This is a genomic window from Pseudoalteromonas sp. Hal040 (assembly GCF_037162425.1).
GTDB lineage: Bacteria > Pseudomonadota > Gammaproteobacteria > Enterobacterales > Alteromonadaceae > Pseudoalteromonas > Pseudoalteromonas gelatinilytica.
This window is the reverse complement of sequence record NZ_JARLUU010000001.1, coordinates 15,066-34,441: the sequence shown is the minus strand read 5'-3', so window position 1 is coordinate 34,441 and position 19,376 is coordinate 15,066. Positions and strand designations below refer to the sequence as shown.

At 39.0% G+C, this 19,376-nt stretch carries 16 protein-coding genes, 3 tRNA genes and 1 pseudogene; 1 reads left to right on the top strand and 19 read right to left on the bottom strand.

Features of this window, described 5'->3' with window-relative positions; all coding sequences use genetic code 11:
* Positions 1-45: 45 nt before the first annotated feature.
* Entirely contained in the window at positions 46-516 is a 471-nt protein-coding gene (locus tag P4S60_RS00160) for a GmrSD restriction endonuclease domain-containing protein (protein WP_337114587.1), read from the bottom strand.
* Positions 517-732: 216 nt separating this feature from the next.
* A complete protein-coding gene (locus P4S60_RS00155) occupies positions 733-915 on the bottom strand; it encodes a transposase (protein WP_337114586.1) in 183 nt (60 codons plus the stop codon).
* Positions 916-1,008: 93 nt separating this feature from the next.
* Here P4S60_RS00155 and P4S60_RS00150 point away from each other — a divergent pair, with 93 nt between their 5' ends.
* Entirely contained in the window at positions 1,009-1,332 is a 324-nt protein-coding gene (locus P4S60_RS00150) for a helix-turn-helix domain-containing protein (protein WP_337114585.1), read from the top strand.
* A gap of 55 nt (positions 1,333-1,387) precedes the next feature.
* On the opposite strand, the gene P4S60_RS00145 is transcribed toward P4S60_RS00150, so the two are convergent.
* The 17 genes and pseudogenes from P4S60_RS00145 to nudE all read right to left on the bottom strand — a co-directional run bounded on the left by P4S60_RS00145 (position 1,388) and on the right by nudE (position 19,346).
* Positions 1,388-1,774, bottom strand: a complete 387-nt coding sequence (locus P4S60_RS00145; protein WP_337114584.1) for a hypothetical protein — start codon at positions 1,772-1,774, stop codon at positions 1,388-1,390.
* A gap of 316 nt (positions 1,775-2,090) precedes the next feature.
* Entirely contained in the window at positions 2,091-3,134 is a 1,044-nt protein-coding gene (locus tag P4S60_RS00140) for a hypothetical protein (RefSeq protein ID WP_337114583.1), read from the bottom strand.
* Positions 3,125-3,760, bottom strand: coding sequence for a hypothetical protein (locus P4S60_RS00135; protein ID WP_337114582.1), 636 nt, complete (start codon positions 3,758-3,760; stop codon positions 3,125-3,127). The genes P4S60_RS00140 and P4S60_RS00135 overlap by 10 nt, the downstream gene beginning before the upstream one ends.
* Positions 3,760-4,674, bottom strand: a complete 915-nt coding sequence (locus P4S60_RS00130; protein ID WP_337114581.1) for a hypothetical protein — start codon at positions 4,672-4,674, stop codon at positions 3,760-3,762. Before P4S60_RS00130 ends, P4S60_RS00135 begins: the two co-directional genes overlap by 1 nt.
* Positions 4,675-5,093: 419 nt before the next feature.
* The gene (locus tag P4S60_RS00125) at positions 5,094-5,654 is read right to left on the bottom strand and encodes a hypothetical protein (RefSeq protein WP_337114580.1); all 561 of its coding nucleotides are present in this window, start codon (positions 5,652-5,654) and stop codon (positions 5,094-5,096) included.
* Complete coding sequence (locus P4S60_RS00120; RefSeq protein ID WP_337114579.1) at positions 5,651-7,105, bottom strand: hypothetical protein; 1,455 nt, start codon at positions 7,103-7,105, stop codon at positions 5,651-5,653. The genes P4S60_RS00125 and P4S60_RS00120 overlap by 4 nt, the downstream gene beginning before the upstream one ends.
* A gap of 136 nt (positions 7,106-7,241) precedes the next feature.
* Positions 7,242-8,063: pseudogene (locus P4S60_RS00115) on the bottom strand (YifB family Mg chelatase-like AAA ATPase); the annotation flags it as partial.
* Between the two features lie 38 nt (positions 8,064-8,101).
* Positions 8,102-8,716 (bottom strand): trimeric intracellular cation channel family protein, encoded by a 615-nt coding sequence (locus P4S60_RS00110; protein ID WP_119854167.1) that lies wholly within the window; start codon positions 8,714-8,716, stop codon positions 8,102-8,104.
* A gap of 70 nt (positions 8,717-8,786) precedes the next feature.
* On the bottom strand, positions 8,787-9,158 hold the full coding sequence (locus tag P4S60_RS00105) for a hypothetical protein (protein WP_337114578.1): 372 nt from the start codon (positions 9,156-9,158) through the stop codon (positions 8,787-8,789).
* A gap of 53 nt (positions 9,159-9,211) precedes the next feature.
* On the bottom strand, positions 9,212-10,441 hold the full coding sequence (locus P4S60_RS00100; RefSeq protein ID WP_337114577.1) for a hypothetical protein: 1,230 nt from the start codon (positions 10,439-10,441) through the stop codon (positions 9,212-9,214).
* A 276-nt stretch (positions 10,442-10,717) separates the two neighbouring features.
* The gene (locus P4S60_RS00095; RefSeq protein WP_442961771.1) at positions 10,718-12,688 is read right to left on the bottom strand and encodes a PKD domain-containing protein; all 1,971 of its coding nucleotides are present in this window, start codon (positions 12,686-12,688) and stop codon (positions 10,718-10,720) included.
* 323 nt (positions 12,689-13,011) lie between these two features.
* A complete protein-coding gene (locus tag P4S60_RS00090; protein ID WP_337114575.1) occupies positions 13,012-16,998 on the bottom strand; it encodes a hybrid sensor histidine kinase/response regulator transcription factor in 3,987 nt (1,328 codons plus the stop codon).
* A 492-nt stretch (positions 16,999-17,490) separates the two neighbouring features.
* Positions 17,491-17,567, bottom strand: a tRNA-Met gene (locus P4S60_RS00085).
* A 63-nt stretch (positions 17,568-17,630) separates the two neighbouring features.
* Positions 17,631-17,707: transfer RNA gene (locus P4S60_RS00080), tRNA-Met, on the bottom strand.
* Positions 17,708-17,768: 61 nt separating this feature from the next.
* Positions 17,769-17,845, bottom strand: a tRNA-Met gene (locus P4S60_RS00075).
* Between the two features lie 138 nt (positions 17,846-17,983).
* Entirely contained in the window at positions 17,984-18,781 is a 798-nt protein-coding gene (gene cysQ, locus P4S60_RS00070; RefSeq protein ID WP_337114574.1) for a 3'(2'),5'-bisphosphate nucleotidase CysQ, read from the bottom strand.
* On the bottom strand, positions 18,774-19,346 hold the full coding sequence (gene nudE / locus P4S60_RS00065; RefSeq protein ID WP_337114572.1) for an ADP compounds hydrolase NudE: 573 nt from the start codon (positions 19,344-19,346) through the stop codon (positions 18,774-18,776). The genes cysQ and nudE overlap by 8 nt, the downstream gene beginning before the upstream one ends.
* Positions 19,347-19,376 lie beyond the last annotated feature (30 nt).

Genomic DNA, 19,376 nt, shown 5'->3' with positions numbered 1-19,376 from the left:
GTCACATTCTGATAGGATTTTTCTAAAGCAATAGCTTCTGCTTGATCAACACTTAGAGCATATTTTTTTAATTTGAACAACTCGATTAGCGAACCAACACAGGTTTTTCTTAGGCAACCATTCTGAAGCATCAAGTCCACACTTTCCTTCATTACTACACCTATTGACCTCTGGTGCTGCCAAAGTAAGGTTTAATTGATCCGTAGCGAACTGTATGCGTGTACTAGCAGTTGCTTTGCACAATCCGCTGTCATGACCTTCTGATGTTGCAACAATATGCTCAATATCAGTTTCTCTATCATTATCAAAGTATCGTCCAGTGTATGGTCCGTATACAATTCCTCCCATAATCTCTACAATTTCATCCTCCACACTCTGGGGATATGGGTATTGCTCACTTTTATCATAAAGCGAGCACCTATTTTCTGGCTCCACCACAAGACCATTCCACATTCCCTGGTTTGCAAATGAAAAGCCACAATATATTGATAATAAAAGTATTAAAAAGTTTTTCATTAGAATATTCCATTACTTGAATTTTAAAATTATTTCGTTCGCCCAACAATCCATAATCATGAATCGCAAGTATTAAAAATCCCCCTATAAGTTATAGCCTAATACTTAGCAACTGCATTTTCAGTTAATGTTTTTCACTACTGAGCTCTTTGACTAAAATCTTCAAAACACTAATCAAAGCATGCTTTTCAACAGATAAGTCTTTTATCTTCTCCTCTAATAGTTTAGAGATGTATAAATTTTTTGATAGCTGTGAGCTTTTTTTTCTGAATCTATCCATTTTTTCAAAGACTCTTCATTTATACCTAACTCCTTTGCGACTTTGCATTCCTTCTCGCCAAATCTTAATACTTTTTCAACCGCTAACATTTTAGTTTTTTCTGTGTACAAGTTTTTCATAGCTGAATTAATCTTTACTTAGGTTTCCTAAGTATACATTATTTAGTTAAACTTAGAGAATCTAAGCACCAAGGAATAATTTAAGATGAAAATTTGGAAGTTTCTAGAAGCCCAATTCCATATAGAATCAAAGAAGCCAGACTTCGTAAGGGTGTCTCTCAGAAAAGTCTCGGTATCCAAATAGGCTTTGACGAAGGCTCGGCTAGTAGTCGTATGAATCATTATGAAAAAGGTAGACACACACCTGACATTAATACCCTGAAAAAAATTGCAGAAGAACTTGATGTGCCCTTAGCGTATTTTTTTTGTGAGTCAGACCTAAATGCGGAGCTTAGCTGTCTAATTTCAAAACTAAGCGATGAAAAAAAGCAGCTATTGATTAATGAATTAAGCTCTTTTCTTGCGGATAAGATTTGATTTAAGGCTTCAAATGGGCCTCCGATGTTCGAATTGTGTATGTTTTATCAATTTATCATCTAATCTTTTTGATAACATCTCCATCAAACTGAGAAACTCGAATTTCCAACTCTTTTACTTTGTTAATTAAGATTAACTCTCTGTTTAGCGCTTCTAGATAGTTTTTTTCTAACTCTTCTATTTGAGTCTTTTTCTTCCTTAGTCTCGACTCTAGCTTCTGTAACCTACTCTCTGGTGCTTTATAATTTGAAGCAGCTTTTCTTATATTATTTGCTAATCGTCTAAACTCTTCACCTCGAGACGGCTTAATCGCTCCTTTTCCTACCCCTGCTTCTAAGCAAACAGAATCTTGGTTAATTTTGTATTTACCTACAACTAGAACTTCAGGACAGTTACTCACTAGTCGCTCTAGAGCTGCATAATAGTTATCGATAGCACTCATTTAAGTTTTATATCCTTTCTGACAGCAAACCTTATTAGTTCATCATATTCAAATTGTTCAGTTCTAAACTCTACAGAACTAGAATTGGCACTATTTAAGTAATTTTTCAAAACTGAAATGCCTCTTTTTAGTTTTGACGGCTTAATAACCGCACTTTCACAATTTAAACAACTTAAAAAACTCTTTGTTAAGTATGAATTACAACTTTTAAGAGAGGTACATCCTCCTAAAGCTGTTTCCTTATATGCTAAGGCTCCTTGCTTAAATTTTCTAATCGTATTTTCTCTATCCTTAAGTAATATATTTTTTTTATAATCTAACCCATTAGTTGTATACCTTTGCTTATCAGTAAACTTTCCAGCCCCCCAAGTAAAGGCTCTTCACTAAAAATCACATCTATTATATAGGCGGTAAAATCAGCAAGAGCTTTTTGTGATTTATAAACATTAGCAACATGATTGTTTCCAATTTCAAATAACCCACCTAAATTCTCCGCACCATTAGCATAATAAAAAGTCACTTCTCTTAGTAAGTGCTTTAATTGTGTTTGGAGAGAGCCTAAGGATACTAGCCCGCTTTGAGCAGCATACACTGCCAAGCTCCTTCGATATTGATGACTTGTAAACCTCCAAGTATTTCCAACTGTATATTTTTTATTAGTACGCCAATCTCTTACAGGATCAAGCCGCTCAAGAAATACGATATCTTCTTCTTTGATTTCAACTTGATTTAAGCTTACTAATTGCTTTGTTATCCTTATATTGTTAGCGTCCGCTCGCTTCCCTAGTGGGTGATTTCTAATAGTTGCATTGAACCGAGATATATAAACCATAGAAATAAACAACGGACATAGATTTGAACTACCTGGTACAAGGCTAAGCCCAATATTTCGAGCTATTGGCCTAGCCATTGCCTGTAATATGTTAATCACTCTTTCAATATCACTGGAAGTTATCCATTGCTCAACTTTTTTATTTCCAACGTATTTAGTAGTATTACCAATAATACGAGCCCTTGGTCTTAATTCACTTTTATCAACATTAATGCAGTGATAGTCTAGTTGTAATACTTCGTTATCTCTCATGCCTGAATACAAGTGGATTAACTCTTTACATAGGCTTTGTATAGCTGTTAGTAATGAAGTTATATGTACACGATTTTCACATTTCTGCTTCTCCAGAAAGCTCTGAAGACCACACTCTTTGATCGTAGAGAGAAGCCTATTCTTACGTGCCTCCTCCCAATTCACTAAATTACCATGATTTACTTTTTCGGCTCTTACACTAGGTTCATCCATTAAGATTGAAATTAACTTCTCTATCCCTTCAATGTATTGCTCTAATTCATCAATTACCCCCACATCAAACGAGCCCTTTCTTGATAGATTCGAGGAGGGATAACGGGTACCTGCTCTCTTCTATATTTCCATTCATTCACTCTTTGACTTACGTAATTTCTTAATTGGTCGTCATAAGCGACTTCAAAGCCAATTCTTTCAGAACCTAAATGTATATATAACGCAAGCATTCCTTGGGATGCTTTAAGCTGGCTCTCTTTTTGGTGGGTATATATATATTTAGATAATAAACTCTTATCCCCCAAAACATTAGTCATTGTGGTATCCATAGAGCTCGCAAATAGAGCAAGCGGCCTTACAAAGCTGTAGAAGTATTTATAAAGAGTATTAACTGATAAGTTATTATTATTAACTCCTTTACCATTGAAAAATGAAAGAAACCACATCCACCGCCCTTCTTCTCTTAGTTGGTGTGGTAATAAAGTAAAGTTGATTCGATTACATTTAACGTTTGTAGAGATTAGCGATAAATTAATTATATCGTCGCCATACTTGTGTACTTCATTTCCAAAGCTATCACGTAAAACAACGTATCCAGCTTCCGGTATGCCGAAGGCATCATTAATCTTTAAATAAGAGTTTCCTGAACCAATATTGATATTTGATTCACATGCTTTTTTCGTTCCCACTAAAGCACCCCTAGACTAATATATAGCTCTAGCTTACTTTGCCAATAAGGGGTTAGTATCTCCTGCTTAAAAACCTTATTAGATATGAGCTCAATTAATGCTTCATTTCTGGTTTCAGCTCCCCTAATTTCCTCTAAAATCTCTTCAATTCGCTTAAGGTATACATCAAAGACAGATATAAAGTGCTCTCTATTAAAAGCTAAGGTTTTGCATTCAAAAATCAAGTATTTGAGGGATAGCAATTTATGGATATCTAAGTCATCAGCATGAACTCTGTAATTATCACAGAACAAACAAGTTTCAAGTTTTGAGCAGCTACTCTCTACCACATCAATATTTGATGAGCGTGGTTTTTCAAAGTCATTACATTGACCAATACTTGTATTAGTTATACTAGTTTCGCCTTTAATGTTATCTGAAAGAACGATGAAGAAATTGTTCATTTCTTTCGATGTAGTTTCCACATCATTACCAGAGTATTTCCGGATGTTTATTTTAGGAGAGTGCTGGAGTACCCATGCAGAAACAGCACTTCCATATGCTTTTCTTATCCAAATCCCTTTGCTGAGCCTTATCATGCTTGATGTGGCATCTAAAAAATCTATATTAAATGCATTACTCAAACTTTTACGTGATTTATAAGATGCTCCACCTTGTAAAGGGTGAACCCTTACATTCCTCTCCACACTCGCTAAAAACAACCTTTCAGATTCATTTCTAGTGTGGGGAAAATTTTCAAGAATATGCTTTCTCAACCTTAAATATAATTTAAAGTCATCTTTAAACTCTGTCTGGATTTCAAATTTAACTTTCTTTCCATTAGCTCTCATTTTTACTGACGTAAAAAGCATTGAATTCTTGGAAAATTCATAGTCCCCATTAAAATATATTCTAGCTGCTGAAGAGTCATTCATACCCGTTAAAAAAAGAAAGTGCATAAAATAAGCTTTTAATGAATAACCAATCAGTAGCTGCCTGACTTTTGAATCGACTTTTTCTGCTCTTATAATTGCTTCATTTGCTTTAGTTAATATTGAATTAGCTTTATGCCTCTTAATATCATATAAGGAGCATAGCTCTTCTGTAGAATAAAAGTGCCCATCTTTATAGTTAAATGCGATTCCTCTATTTTCATTCGTAGCTAATAATGCTCTAGCGTATGGTGCTAACCATATTTCCTTATCAAGTAAGGTGACTTTTGAAGGAATAGTTTCAGGTGTTAATAGAATTTCTGTGAGCTGTCGGAATAATTGAGTGTAGAAGGTGAATTGCTTAGTGAGTCTTTCATTACTTATGGTCTTTCCGGAGGTAAATTGATTTGGGTTTTCAGAAATCAGTTGAACTCCACTTTCAAAAAAACTTTATCGCAACTCTCAATAAATACCTCTTCCAGAAAAAGTAATGAGCTTCTTTGCCTTGCCCTTGCTTGAAAGCTTGATATCCCGAATTTTTTAGATTTATCATACAGAGCCATCTCGTTTCTTAAATACTGTAAATAATTTATAAAAGATAACTTTGCTTGGTCTGGTGTTTGCGGAAAGCCTTCCTCAGTACACCATCGAATATAATTGAGAATACATTTACAAAAACCATAGATAGTACTTTTCTGCCTTAGGTCCTGATGCATTCTATTTACTAAAGATAGAACTGACTTAACTATCACTTTGTGGTTAGGTAGGAGAGAGTTTTTCACAACATAAGCTTCAGTACTATCTAACCGGTTTTTTTTAGAAAGCTGGTAACAAAAATCAACAAGTGATAATTTGACATCTAATTGAATGATTATGTTATCTAATCTATTTAGATTCAAACCTTCAATAAACAGATCTTGTAGTTCCTCTAAACTAATTAAATTCGTTTCTATTTTATTATATAAAGGAAATTTATCTTTCATTTCAAGCACTCCATCAGTAACTTCAAGTGCTTTTCGTAAGAATGTTGAACCTTCGAAATTAAACTAAACTTTCCATCAAATGCTAAGTATTGCTCAGTCGTTCTTAGGCTAGAGTGATTCAAGAGTTTATGTACAAGCCTGAAAAGTTCCTCAAAAACCTGAGGTTTAGAGAGATCATTCTGGGAGTTATTAAAAAGAGCTAACCCAAACCTCACATAGTTCATACCAGCTGTCGCCCTAGTATCGTGAAATTTATAGTGACTTTGGAAGCCTTTCCGCTTCAGAATAGGTTTTAACTGTTTATTTATGAACGTTTCCAAAGCTTGACCATTTGGTGGTTGCTTAAAGCTCCCTTTATAAACATCAGTTTTACCTATATAAAGTGGATTTCCGAATTTTGAAAGGAAAACATATTGGTCGTCTGATTTTATGTTTTTGTACTTCTCCTTTGCTTTTTCCAACCTAGCCAAAGCTCTAGGAGAGTTGATATATATCTGAGTCTTATAATAAAGCTCAACAGGGACCCAGATTAGTTCAGATTTATTAACATTTCGACTATCTTTACAATCTGCAATTAATCTAGAACTTGAACTGCCTCCAGCATTTAAACACACCATCCCAAATTGGTTAGGCTTTGCCTCACCAAGAAATTGGTTTCTTCGATAAGTTAGAATCGTTTGCTTTCTTGCACCAGATAATAATCCATGTAGGTGGATCAATGTCATTTCTATATGGTTTATTTCTTTTAGAGCTTCAATCAACATTAGTTGCTCTTCTTCATCAAGAGGACGAAGTACTCCACCATCAATAATTTTTCCTTCATATGCAGCTGTTTCAATTTCAGCTCGATTTGTACCAGGAAATTTAGCTACATCGTAAGATTTTACAGTCTTACTTGCCCGCCTTCCTTGAGCATCAAAGTAGGAAATATATTGCTCTTTTTCTTCCCAAGGTGGAAAAGTGAATTGAACGCCCTCATAACTGATTAGAAATTGATAAAACTTAACTAGATTAGACATGTATAATTTTGCTGTATTCGCAGAAAGTCGCCCTCTCATAACCTTATCATTCAATTCAACCCTGAATCTTCTCAAAGGACTTCTTGTTCTTGAGCTACATTCTTTATAATCAATATTTTCAGAAACTATAAAGTCTGCAAATTTTTTCAAGGCAAGGGCTTTTCGATATAGGTTTTGATGAGAAGGTGGCTTTATGTATAAATCTTTATCTTTGATTAAACTAATCAAAAATCGATTTGCTTCTTCCCAAGGAGAATTATCATGCAAAAGTACCACAGAGAAGTGGTTATATGTCTGAAATTCAATCTCTTTATGTAAGAATTCAACAGTTCCATTGACTAAGGAAACATCAAAAATTTTAAACTCAGGAATTATAACTACTCTAGACTTGCAATTTTCTTTATCCAGTAAATTTAATTTAGAAAGCATCATCTTTCATTACTCTTTCTAATGAACACTTCAAAAAACTACAAGTAAATAACTTTAATTTCAATGCACACCATCTAAGCCATTTAAATGTCCATATATTTTTTTCTTAATGATATGTCTATTTTTCACTTATGTTATATGTGTGATGTGGATTTCTAAAGGGCCGTTCACGCCAATTAGATAAATCAACTGACTGACCAATTATCGAATATAGCGCGACGGTACTAATTGCTTCATCATCCGACATGGTTGGCATAATCGTTGGCATACGCTGGGCAAGCATTGACTTGCCAGTACCTGGAGGGCCAAGAAACAGTAAATTATGGCCACCAGCAGCGGCTATTTCGAGTACTCGTTTGGCACCTGGTTGGCCTTTCACGTCACTTAAATCGAGTAGCGATTCGCGCGGCGACTGCTGCTCTGGGTAGCTAATATTAAGTGGCAGGGGTTGCTGATTTAATAAATCATTCCAAACATCTTGTAAGGAGTAAACGGCTTTTCGAGAAACGCCCGACACTAGGCTTGCGAGATTATCGTTTTCAGCAGGTAAGAAACAACAGCGCCCCTGCTCTTTCGCTCCTAGCACCGAAGGCAAAATAGCATTTACCCCTCTTACCTCACCATTTAAAGCCAACTCTCCGTAAAACTCATAACGATGAATATCAGGGCAGCTTATTTGCCCTGAGGCGACTAAAATACCCACAGCAATAGCCAGATCAAAACGGCCACCTTCTTTAGGTAAATCAGCGGGCGCAAGGTTGACGGTTATTCGTTGATCTGGAAAACCAAACTGTGAGTTTTCGAGTGCGCTACGCACTCTGTCTTTTGACTCTTTGACTGACGCTTCAGGCAAGCCAACGATATGAAAAGCAGGTAAGCCATTTCCTAAGTGTACTTCTACAATTACTTCAGGAGCTTGCACGCCCACTTGTGCACGTGAAAATATTCTAGCTAAAGACACGATCCATGATGTCCCTATCATTCATCCCTAAATTAAGCTTAGTCGGGATATTTAAAAACGTGTAATGTCAGCTGCCATTTCATTGCAGCTAAACGCAGTGATAAGGTCATTAGCATAGCTAGCACCATGGCCATTTCGGTCACTAAACCCAGTGAGATACTTAGCGTGTAAACAATTCCACCTGCGATACAGGTAATAGCATAGAGTTCGCCCTTTAATAGCATCGGCATATTTCCAGCGAGCACATCACGGATAACGCCACCAAAGCAGCCTGTGATCACCCCCATAATAATTGCGGTGGTATCAGGCATGCCTGCGAGCATGGCTTTTTGTGCGCCCATCACTGCAAAAAATGCTAAACCAAAAGCATCTGCTACTTGTAGTGCATTGAGTGAAATCGATCGCTGTTTATTGATTAAACGAGTGGTAACAAATACAGAAAGTAATATAGCCCAGAAGTAGCTTTGATCATGTAGCCAAAATACGGGTACATCTAAAATAACGTCGCGCACAGTCCCACCGCCAATAGCAGTGACTGTGGCTAACACAACAACCCCAAAGCCATCCATTTTTTTGTCGTACGCCAATAGCGTTCCAGAAACAGCAAACACGGCTACGCCGATTAAATCAAACCAATGGTAAAGTTCAGTCATGTTTGTAACTAAAAAGTAATGTTAGTGTCGTTGTAACATAAACTTTTCAATCTTTTAAGCGAAGTTTCGATTACTCGCCTTTTTCGACCAGCTCAATAAACTTTAAACTCTGCATCATAACGCTGTCTGCAAGTGTGGAGTCTGAAAAGTAAGATTCCTTCTCTGTGGCTTTACTTGGCGCAGCTAATAAGATGTTGTAATCACCTTCTAACTCGACCCATAAGCTTCGTTCTTGAGCATTTAATTGCGCATGTTTCTTACGAACATTGTCGGCTTCATAAAATGCCTCTTGTGCTTTTAAGAATGCATCTTGTGATTCTTCGCTCATATCTTCACTTGAAAACAAGCTATTACTTAAATCGCTAATGTCTTCTTGCATTGCATCCATCGTTTGGCACCCACTAAGGGTAAGAAGTAATACTGAGAAATATAACGCTTTCATAAACTAACTCCTCAAAAAAGCCCAGTAGCATTGCTGCTACTGGGCTCAGAAAATTACTGCTTAATTAAACTGCCCGATACAAAAGTATGTAGTTCGGGATCATCATTATCATCATAAATTTCAGGTACTTCAAAACCTAGCGTCGCTACACTAAAGCCACCATCAATGGTTATCACAGGCGTCATGATGACACCGTAGCCATAATTTTGTGTAGCTGTTGGTTCGCTATACATCATCAACGACCCAAGATCTAATACCCACTCTGCAGAGCGTACTTCACCATCTAATTCAAATGTTGCAGTACCATCATTGCTTATAACGACATTAGAGGTTTCTAAACCACTGCCATCATCCGCCATAAAAGTGAATACATGTGAGCCAACGAGATCTGCTTCAGTAAAGGTTGCTTGGTCAATCACTCGGGTCACTCGTTCAAAGAGGCCAAAATCATCGCCATCTTTAAACTGCATAAAGTTACCTTGTGGTTTAACAATAAAGTAAGGGTCAGCTTGATCAATGGGATCACCATAGGTTTTCACATAGAAATCAACTTCTACCTTTTGAGTTTCTGGATCATAGGTGTAGTAACCACCTGAGATACCTAACTCATCAAACTCTGTATCATGAGCAAGCTCTAAGAAAGTACCGTCTTCTTTAAATACGCCAATAAAGAAATCACCATCGTAAGAGCCATATGTATAACCCCCTATCAACGGATTTGATTCGCTGTAGATTCTACTTAAAGTGATAATACCCTCACCTTCAATATCGAATGTCAGCGCATCCCCATCCACACTGGCAACGATACTACCGGCATCATCAATACCAAAGCTACCATTGGTATCTTCTGTAATAGTGACAACAAATGCACCTGTTGTTTCATTCCAAGTAAAATCACCAATTTCATAGCCTGGGAATGCGGTATCGTCATCAGGGTCGTCCATTGCTTGAATTTGTAACCACTTTCCGTCACGAATAATCACCGCAACATCAGGTTCATCAGCAAGCTGCCAAGCCCCATCTAATGGATGATCCGTTGCTGGGCGCTCTATAACAACTTGCTCTTCAGCCATTGCCTTATCAAAGTACCACGCTTGTTTAGCATCTTCAGTACATGTACCTGCTTGCTCATAAACACAAATGGTTAAGAAGTGTCGATCAAAATCACTCACTTCTGCTTGCATGCTACCAAATAGTAACTTGCCTGATGCTAAACTGTAGTCGTATTGATTGACCACACCAAGATAAGTAAAGGTGATTTGATGGCTATACTCAGCCGTCATCTCATCATAAATAGTCGCTATTTTAATGGTTTCTACACCGAGCTCTCTTGCTGTATAGAGTTCAATGTAGTTAGTTGTAATTGGGTAGCCATTATCATCATAACTTGCGTTTTCTTCTAACCAATAAGGTGCGAATTTGGTTACCCCATACTCATCTGATACAGAAAAATTACGTAGGTGAGATGAATAATCTTCGACACGCTCCGAACCATCGTAGTTAAAAAAGCGATATTTGCGATAGGTAAAGTTTTGGCCATTATTAGTGGCTAATAATCGTCACGAGAATTCACTGTATACTTGGCAAACTTCACCTTCAGGGCAGATTGGTTGAACGCCATTACTTGTATAATAGTTGTGACGTAAGAACACTCCATCACTACTCACTTGCCATGAACGGAAGTTCTGATTCAAGTTAAAATTCATTAAACCATCATCATACACATCATAATGAAGGTCTGTTTGTGGTGAGTTATAGCCCTGATAAACAGTCCATTTACCCAATAGGTCAGCTTTAGTAAATGAAAGCTGATTATCCTTCACCATTAAACCAGTGACAGTACGCGAGCTATCATCAGCTTTCGCTTCAAGTGATGCTGCAAATTGATAGCCAACTTGTACATTTTTAACGAGCCAAATTGCGATGTCATAACTGATATCTTCTGCGCTATTGGTTATTAGCAGTTGATTTCCATCAACTTGCCAAGCCACACTAACAGGCGCGTTATCATTATCTGTGAGCGTCCCTGTACCACCAGAAAGTAGCTCAATGCTGACAGCACTACTGTAACCACCAAACTCACTTAAGTTATCTATAACCCAAGTACCAATAAGTTCATCAGCCGTCACAGCAAGTGTTTGCTGTTGTTCAATAAGGGTCGCGTTATAATTCGATTCTGTGGTTCTATACACGACATCTGAACTGGTTAGGCGAGTTTCGCTTTTGCGGAAAAATTCGACCGTTCTGTTTGCGTCGTTCTCTAAAAGAATCGTTAGATCTAACTCAACTAAGTACTCACAGGCATCTTGCTGTTCATTGTTTGCATCAGTAATCACAAAGCAACTCATCAATGCCGGCTCAGCTAGCGTAATCGTGATGTCTTGATCTTGTTGCGACCAACTAAAGTCAGTATCAACATCCAGCAAACTAACATATCCGCTACCATCAGTATTAAACTCAAACTGCCCAACTGAGGTGCGATAGTATTGCGGCTGCATTAATAAATAATTGCCAGTAAGATTATTGATTGTTTGATCAACAAGTTCATCATCATCTTTAATCTCTTCTTTTGTACTGTCGATTAATCCAGGATCTTGGCTTTCAACTGTATTTATAAAGTCATCAATTTGTTCTGCACTGGATATTAAATCAAGGGTCGTATCGACCCCCTCTGGTAGTTCATAGTCATCATTATCGACAATGATCTTGATTAACGCTGCAAGTAGCAGTTTTTCGTCAGCATCAACGGCGAGCAAAGCGTCATCTAATGCCTGTTCAGAGTCGATGTCTGTACCATCGCGACTTAAAAGTGCAAACTCTGCAGTACTAACATTAGTAATGTTTACACCGAAGTTTTCATCTTTGCTTAATGTGCCATCTGCCCCCGCTTGTGAAATAAGCGTTGCGATTGATTTCAACTGGGATACAAACTCAACACCTGGGTCAATGGCGTTATTACCTAGCGCCACCAGCTTAACCAGTTCTGCGGCATCTGAGTCATCAACCTCAATGTTTACGCTATAGCGACCTTCTGCATCAGCGGTAATCGCAAATTGTTCGTCGCCAATTTGTACCACTATACTTGAGTTGATAATCGGCTCATCCGTTACAATACCGGTGATCGTTACACTGAGCACTTTACGTTTCAGTTCAATCGTTACCTTAGCTGTGGCAGTAGCACCATCATCATCAGTAACAGTCAATGAAACAGCAACATCTGCATCTTCTTCGATTTCTGGTGCTGTGATCGTAAGTTTACTTGTATCGCTTCCGCTAAGTGTTAACTCTGGACCTGATGTTTGCTGCCATGCATAACTTGCAATTGTGCCATCACTGTCTGTTGCCGTCGCTTGTAGGACTAACTCGCCGCCTTCTGTAACACTGCTATCACTACTAATAGAGACCGTGGGATTTTTGTTTGTTGCGACAGGAGGGGTATCATCATCGTCATCACCACCTCCACCGCCTCCACCACAAGCGGTTAAAGCGACAAGACTTGTCGCTAGTAATAATTGTTTTAAATACTTTATGGAGTGAAAATTAGGGGGCTCATCATGCTAATCCTTACATTGAGTGCTGTATTTCCCTAAAAAGAGGCAACTGCTTACACAGTTGCCGTAACTCAAGGGAAGCAAAACCTATTTTGAACATGAAATAAAGGCGGGATCTCAGTGTCGTCCTTAACCATAATCTGAGTTCAGTCATGTTTGCCCGTCAAATATGAACACCAGAGATCCCATCAAAGCGATTCATTTTTCGTTAAGGTTCAAGGGTAGATTAGTTACAAGAAATAAGTATGCTGAATGCCGACAAAAATGTACTCAAATACGACATTTAAATAATAAACAACAAGTTATACATAATGGCATTGGTATTCTTTCGCCGTCATTCCATATTTTGCTTTGAAAAATTTTGAGAAATAGGAACGTGAAGAAAAGCCCACATCGTCTATTACTAAGCTTATTTGTCGTCCTTGCCTTAGTAATTCAGCAGCTTTACTCAGTCGATAATTACGTAAATACTCACTGGGTGTGATGTTGAGTAACACTTTTAACTTACGTTGTAATTGACGCTCACTAAGCGCTAACTCTTTCGCACAATTCACCATAGAGAAGCCTTGTTGCTGGTAATGCTCGGCAACATACCGTTCAAGGTTTTCAAGTAACTGTTTGTCACGAGGATCAACAGCGATTGATTGCTCATCCTCCACATGCTCTGGTACAGCCAAAATTTGCTGCTGAGAGTATAAGTTGACCCACTGTATCCAATTCTCCACTTTTAAAAATAGCTCTTCTCTATCAAATGGTTTGGTGATCACATCTAATGCATGCTGTTGCAAACTACTTACTCGGGTCTCATAGTCGCCCTTAGCGGTCAAAATAATCACTGGAATGTGGCATGTAACAGGCGAATTATGTAATGAATCTAACACAGTAAAGCCATCGACCTTTGGCATCATTAAATCAGTAATAATTAAATCTGGCACTTGGCTCAGCGCTATTTGTAAACCGACTTGACCATCTTCAGCTAATAATACTTGATAACGGTGTTGCAGCTCGGTTTTCAGGTAATGGCGCAACTCGTCATTATCTTCAATAATTAGTACACTCGCTTTGTCATGACTCACTTTTGACTTTAGACTTGTGCTATCGACAGGAACTTGATCTGCAAATTGTGCAGTTTTAAAGGCGAGTTTAAAGCAGGTTCCTTCTCCTAAACGACTTGCCAGCTCAATAGTACCTTTGTATTTATCGACCAAACGTTTAACGATAGCTAAACCAACACCACTGCCTTCTACATTTGCATGACTACTCACTCTGTAGAATGTATCAAACACCTTGTCTTTTTCAGCGTCTGCGATGCCTTTGCCTGTGTCTGTTACTTCTATGTTGGCAAGCTCATCTGATGCGCTTACGGTTAAGCTGACTTGACCTTGTTGAGTATATTTAAAGGCATTACTTAATAGGTTGGTAAGAATCGTGATCACCCCTTCTCGGGTGCTTTCAATAAATACAGCCTCTTCAATATCAACCTTAAAGTCGATGGACTTTTCACCTAATACAGCAAACTGCCCTGCGACCTCTCTGGCAATTGCCGATAATGACACAACTTTAATAATCTCTTCATGGCGCTCATCATAACGAGTCAGCGTTAATAGCTTATCGACCAAGTTTTCTAAGCGCCGGCTATTACGCAATACCAAATTCAGTTGCTCACGCTTTTCGTTATTTCGCTCATCTGCTATGAGCTTTTGTAACGGCGCAATTAACAAACTCAAAGGAGTACGTAGTTCATGAGATGCATGTGTGAAAAAGCGTACTTTATTTTCGAGTGAGTCACTCAAAGCATCAGCTTGCTGTTCGATGAGTGTTTTTTGCTCTGCGATTTCGTCAGTGCGCTCGCTAACAATTTGCTCCAGATAATATTTTTGTTGGCGTATACGGCGAGTCCAAAGCACTGTGAATAACCACACCATCGCCAACATCAGCATGGTTGCTAGCAGATAAAACTCACTTGTTTGCCACCAAGGCGCAAGAACGGTTATGTTTAACAGTAATGGGGTGAGCGCATTTGCCCCATTTTCACTACTGGCATTTACAATCAACTGATATTCACCTGCAGGAAGGTTAGTGTAGTCAACAGCCAAATTCGGGCCAGTCACCTTACGCCATTGCTGTTCAAAGCCAGCTAATTGATAAGAATATTGATTAGTTTGCGGCTCAGAGTAGTGCAGATAACTTACCTGGAAATGAACCCGTTTTATGCCCGCTGGAATAGTCACTGTACGGCTTTTTTCTATTTGATATAAACTGCCTAAACGACCTTCACCTTGATTTACCACATCCTTATCATCGAACTGCAAACTGGTGAGCGCTAATTGCCCACCAATAGTATTAACTTCAAGGTCGGCAGGATTAATCACACTAACCCCTTGTGTGCCACCAAACATCAAGCGGCCATCATGGGTTTTTAAGTAAGCACCAGCATTAAATTCATTACCTTGTAAGCCATGTCGAGCTTTATAATTTTTTATGCTCATGGTTGCAGAATCTATTTTAGCGAGGCCGTTGTTGGTACTTAGCCAGACCGAATCTTCATTGTCTTTTAACAACGCATAAACGACTTGATTAGGAAGGCCTTGAGCGACATTAAACTGATGAACTTGCTGGTTGCTCAAATCAATAATATTTAAGCCGTTCGATGTTGCGAGCCACATTTGCTGGTCAATTTCTAAAAACGCACGCACTGTATTATCAGATAAAGCCAAGTCGCCTTTGCGATAATTAGTGAGGGTATCGATTGCAGCGTTGTAGTGATAAGCGCCATCACCATCTGTACCTATCCATAGATCTGCTTGCGAGGTTTTATATAAACTCGTCACCCGCGCCGTTGGAATTACCAGTTGTGTATTAGCTACAGGCTGTGCAAAACTAATAAATTTGCCGCGCTGCCTATCAAAACAAAACAGCCCTCCTCCATTCGTGCCGACCCAAACATTATTTTTCTCATCGACTAAAAGGGCATATATACTGTTTTCAGTTAAGCCATGCTCGCCTTCATCTGCTCGAAAGTGACTGATGCTGCCATCGGTATGCAAAACATCAATCCCTTGCTGCCAGCTGCCAATCCATATATCGCCATTACGATCTTCGGCGATGGCTTTAATTGCATTACTGCTTATTGAGTACGGTGAACTTTCGGTGGTTATACGATCTAAACGATTTAATTGCTGATCAAGAATATCGATACCGCCACCCCAGCTGCCATACCAAATACGTTGCTTTGAGTCTTCAAATAACGCCCACGCATCGTTACTTGAAAGTGGCGTTGGCTTTTTTAACTTACTAAATTGTAATGATACGGGGTCGAGCTTACTGATCCCATGTGCAGTACCAAACCACATGATGTCACTACTGTCTCGATAGATACTATATACCCGGTCATGGGCAAGACTATATTTATCAAACGGGTCATGCGCTAAAACGGTGAAACTTGCATCAATGGGGTCGTAAACATTAATTCCGCCGCCTCGCGTTGCTAGCCAAACTCGGCCCTGGCTATCAAACTCAATATCACGAATTTCATTGCTACTAAGCCCAGAATTATCATCATTAGAAGTTAACCAATGCGTTATAGTTTTGGTGCTTAGCTCAATCTTATACAAACCGCCGCCCTGACTTGCCAACCAAATACTGCCATCAGCGGCCTGTTTGATTGCAAAGATACTGGCATGAATATTTACTGGCTCAGCAAAGCCAGAAAAAACAGTATTAATTTGTTTTTTATTAATAAGATCATAATGAAGTAGCCCAGCTCCATGCGTTCCTATCCAAAGTATGTCAGCGATTTTTGATAGCGCATAAATAGGCTTTTTTAACCCTGTTATTAAGGTTTCAAGTTGCTCTGTTCGCTTATCGTAACGAAACAGGCTGCCGTCGTAAGTGCCAATATAAACTTGCTGTTGCGCCACCAATAAACTGGTAATGCGGTGCTCTTTTAAAAGCGGCTCAGAAAATTGATAATTATGTAATGCGAGTTGGTTTACGCCACTATTTCGAGTACCTATAAACAGCTGTGATTCGCTATCAAGTGCCAACGGATAGATATAGTTATTCGCTAGGCTATTTGTCTCATCAGATGCTGTGAATACAGTAAATTCATTACCATCAAAACGATTTAAGCCTGCCTGTGTTGAAAACCACATAAAACCTTGCTGGTCTTGCACAATATCAAACACAACACTTTGCGATAGACCATCATCAATATCGTAGTTTTGAAATGCAGACCAAGCTGAAGGCAAAAACAGAACTGCTAAGAGCACTATAAAAAAACGGATCATCCCTAAATCTACACATTTATTATTAGTTATTAATCAAGCGTAGTTCAGTTCAGCTAACATTCATAATCATTTCCCAATTTAGGGATGAATAACTAGGATAGATATCAAGGAGTTGGATTTAGATGCGAGTTAGCGAGTTAGCGAGTTAGCGAGTTAGCGAGTTAGCGAGTTAGCGAGTTAGCGAGTTAGCGAGTTAGCGAGTTAGCGAGTTAGCGAGTTAGCGATGGTAAAGTTTAAACGCTCTAAGTCAAGCCTATCGCTCTGATCAACTGACGTCTGACGGCTGAAAGCTGATAGCTCTGTTTATGTTGGGTTTCGCCGCGCTCAAACCAACCTACACAAAGCATGAACGGGTGAACTTGAGTGAAAACACTGCACTAAACAACACTCTCATTCTACTTAAAGCTTTTAGCTTTTAGCTTCCAGCTTTTTCAGGCATAAAAAAACACGCTTTAGCGTGTCTAGTATTACATATTAATTTTTAATTTCAGTTGGTTGCGGGAGCCGGATTTGAACCGACGACCTTCGGGTTATGAGCCCGACGAGCTACCAGGCTGCTCCATCCCGCGCCTGAAATTATTAAGTTTATTTTACTTCTCACTTAATTTAAGAAGTCAGCCAATTCAAAGAATTGGTTGCGGGAGCCGGATTTGAACCGACGACCTTCGGGTTATGAGCCCGACGAGCTACCAGGCTGCTCCATCCCGCGCCTGAATATTAAGTTTATTTTACTTCTCACCTAATATAAGAAGTCAGCCAATTCAAAGAATTGGTTGCGGGAGCCGGATTTGAACCGACGACCTTCGGGTTATGAGCCCGACGAGCTACCAGGCTGCTCCATCCCGCGCCTGTAATCTCTTAGTAACATGAGCATGTTAACGACGCCCTGTTTCAAAGAGAGCGCTATCATATAGCAATAAGATTAGAAATCAAGGGTTATAGTGACAAATTTAACTCAAACGAACAAAAAGCACACAAAACAAAGCTAAAATGCACGCTGATGAGGACTAATCATTTTTTGCCATTCCCAATCCGGGTGACCCATCACAATAAAATCAGGATTTTCTGTGCTTTCTCGTTGATTGTAAGTTAACGGGTTAAATTCAGCATCTGTAATGCAACCACCGGCTTCTTCTACAATCACTTGTGACGCGCCGGTATCCCACTCACCTGTTGGCCCGATACGTAAAAAGCAATCCGCTTTACCTTCAGCGATAATACACGCTTTTAATGAACATGAGCCTAACGCCACCGTCGCAAACTGAGTATTTAGATACTGGCTGACCGCTTCAATTTTTTGTCTACGGCTTACAGCTAAGGTTAAATTATCGGGTGTTGCTACCGAAATTTGCTGATCTTGGCCATTTTCACGTTTAAACGCGCCATTTTGATAACTTGCAAAATAAGTCACTTGTTTCGCTGGCCAATGAATAACACCCAGCACTGGGCGATTATTTTCAACTAACGCGATATTAACTGCAAAATCACCGCTTTCCAGAATAAACTCCCCAGTACCATCCATAGGATCAAGCAGCCAATAACGGTGCCAATCTTTTCTTTCTGCCAGCGCTGGAATAGGTGTTTCTTCTGACATAATTGGAATATCAGGGGCTAGGGTCTTCAAACCTGCCATTAATACGTCATTTGATGCTAAGTCAGCCTTGGTGACCGGAGTATGATCTGACTTTTGCTCAGCACCAATATCATCCTGCTGATAAATGGCCATAATGGCATCGCCTGCTTGCTCAGCTAACCGAATACACGGCTCTAAAAAATCATTCATTGCCCGCTCCCGACTCTAAGTACTTTGTTAATAATAGCAAAGCTGCGACACTTCGTGCTTCAGTAAAGTCTTCTTGTTGCAATAATGATTGCCAGTCACTTATTGGCCATTTTACAACGACAAGCGGTTCAGGCTCATCACCAGGTAAGGTTTCAGGGTAGAGATCTTCAGCATATAAAATATGCATAGTGGCATTAAAGTAACTTGGCGCCATGCTAACTTTTTTAAGTTCAGTGAAATGTTTAGCACCAAAGCCAACTTCTTCTTTCAGCTCACGGTCTGCAGCTTGCTGAGGTGTTTCGCCTGGGTCAATTAAGCCCTTTGGAAAGCCTAACTGATAATCATTGGTGCCTGCACAATATTCTCGCACTAATAACAGTTCGTTATCGGCCGTTACTGGCACGATCATAACTGCTCCCCTGCCACCGCCACGAATTCTTTCGTATTGCCTATGCTCATCATTTGAGAACTTCAATTCAAGCGATTCAACAGTAAATAGTCGACTTTTAGCGACAACTTCATTAGACAAAATTTGCGGTGGTGTAGGATGCTTTTTCTGTGTCATTGGCATTAATTTGCTATCATGGCAGTTATG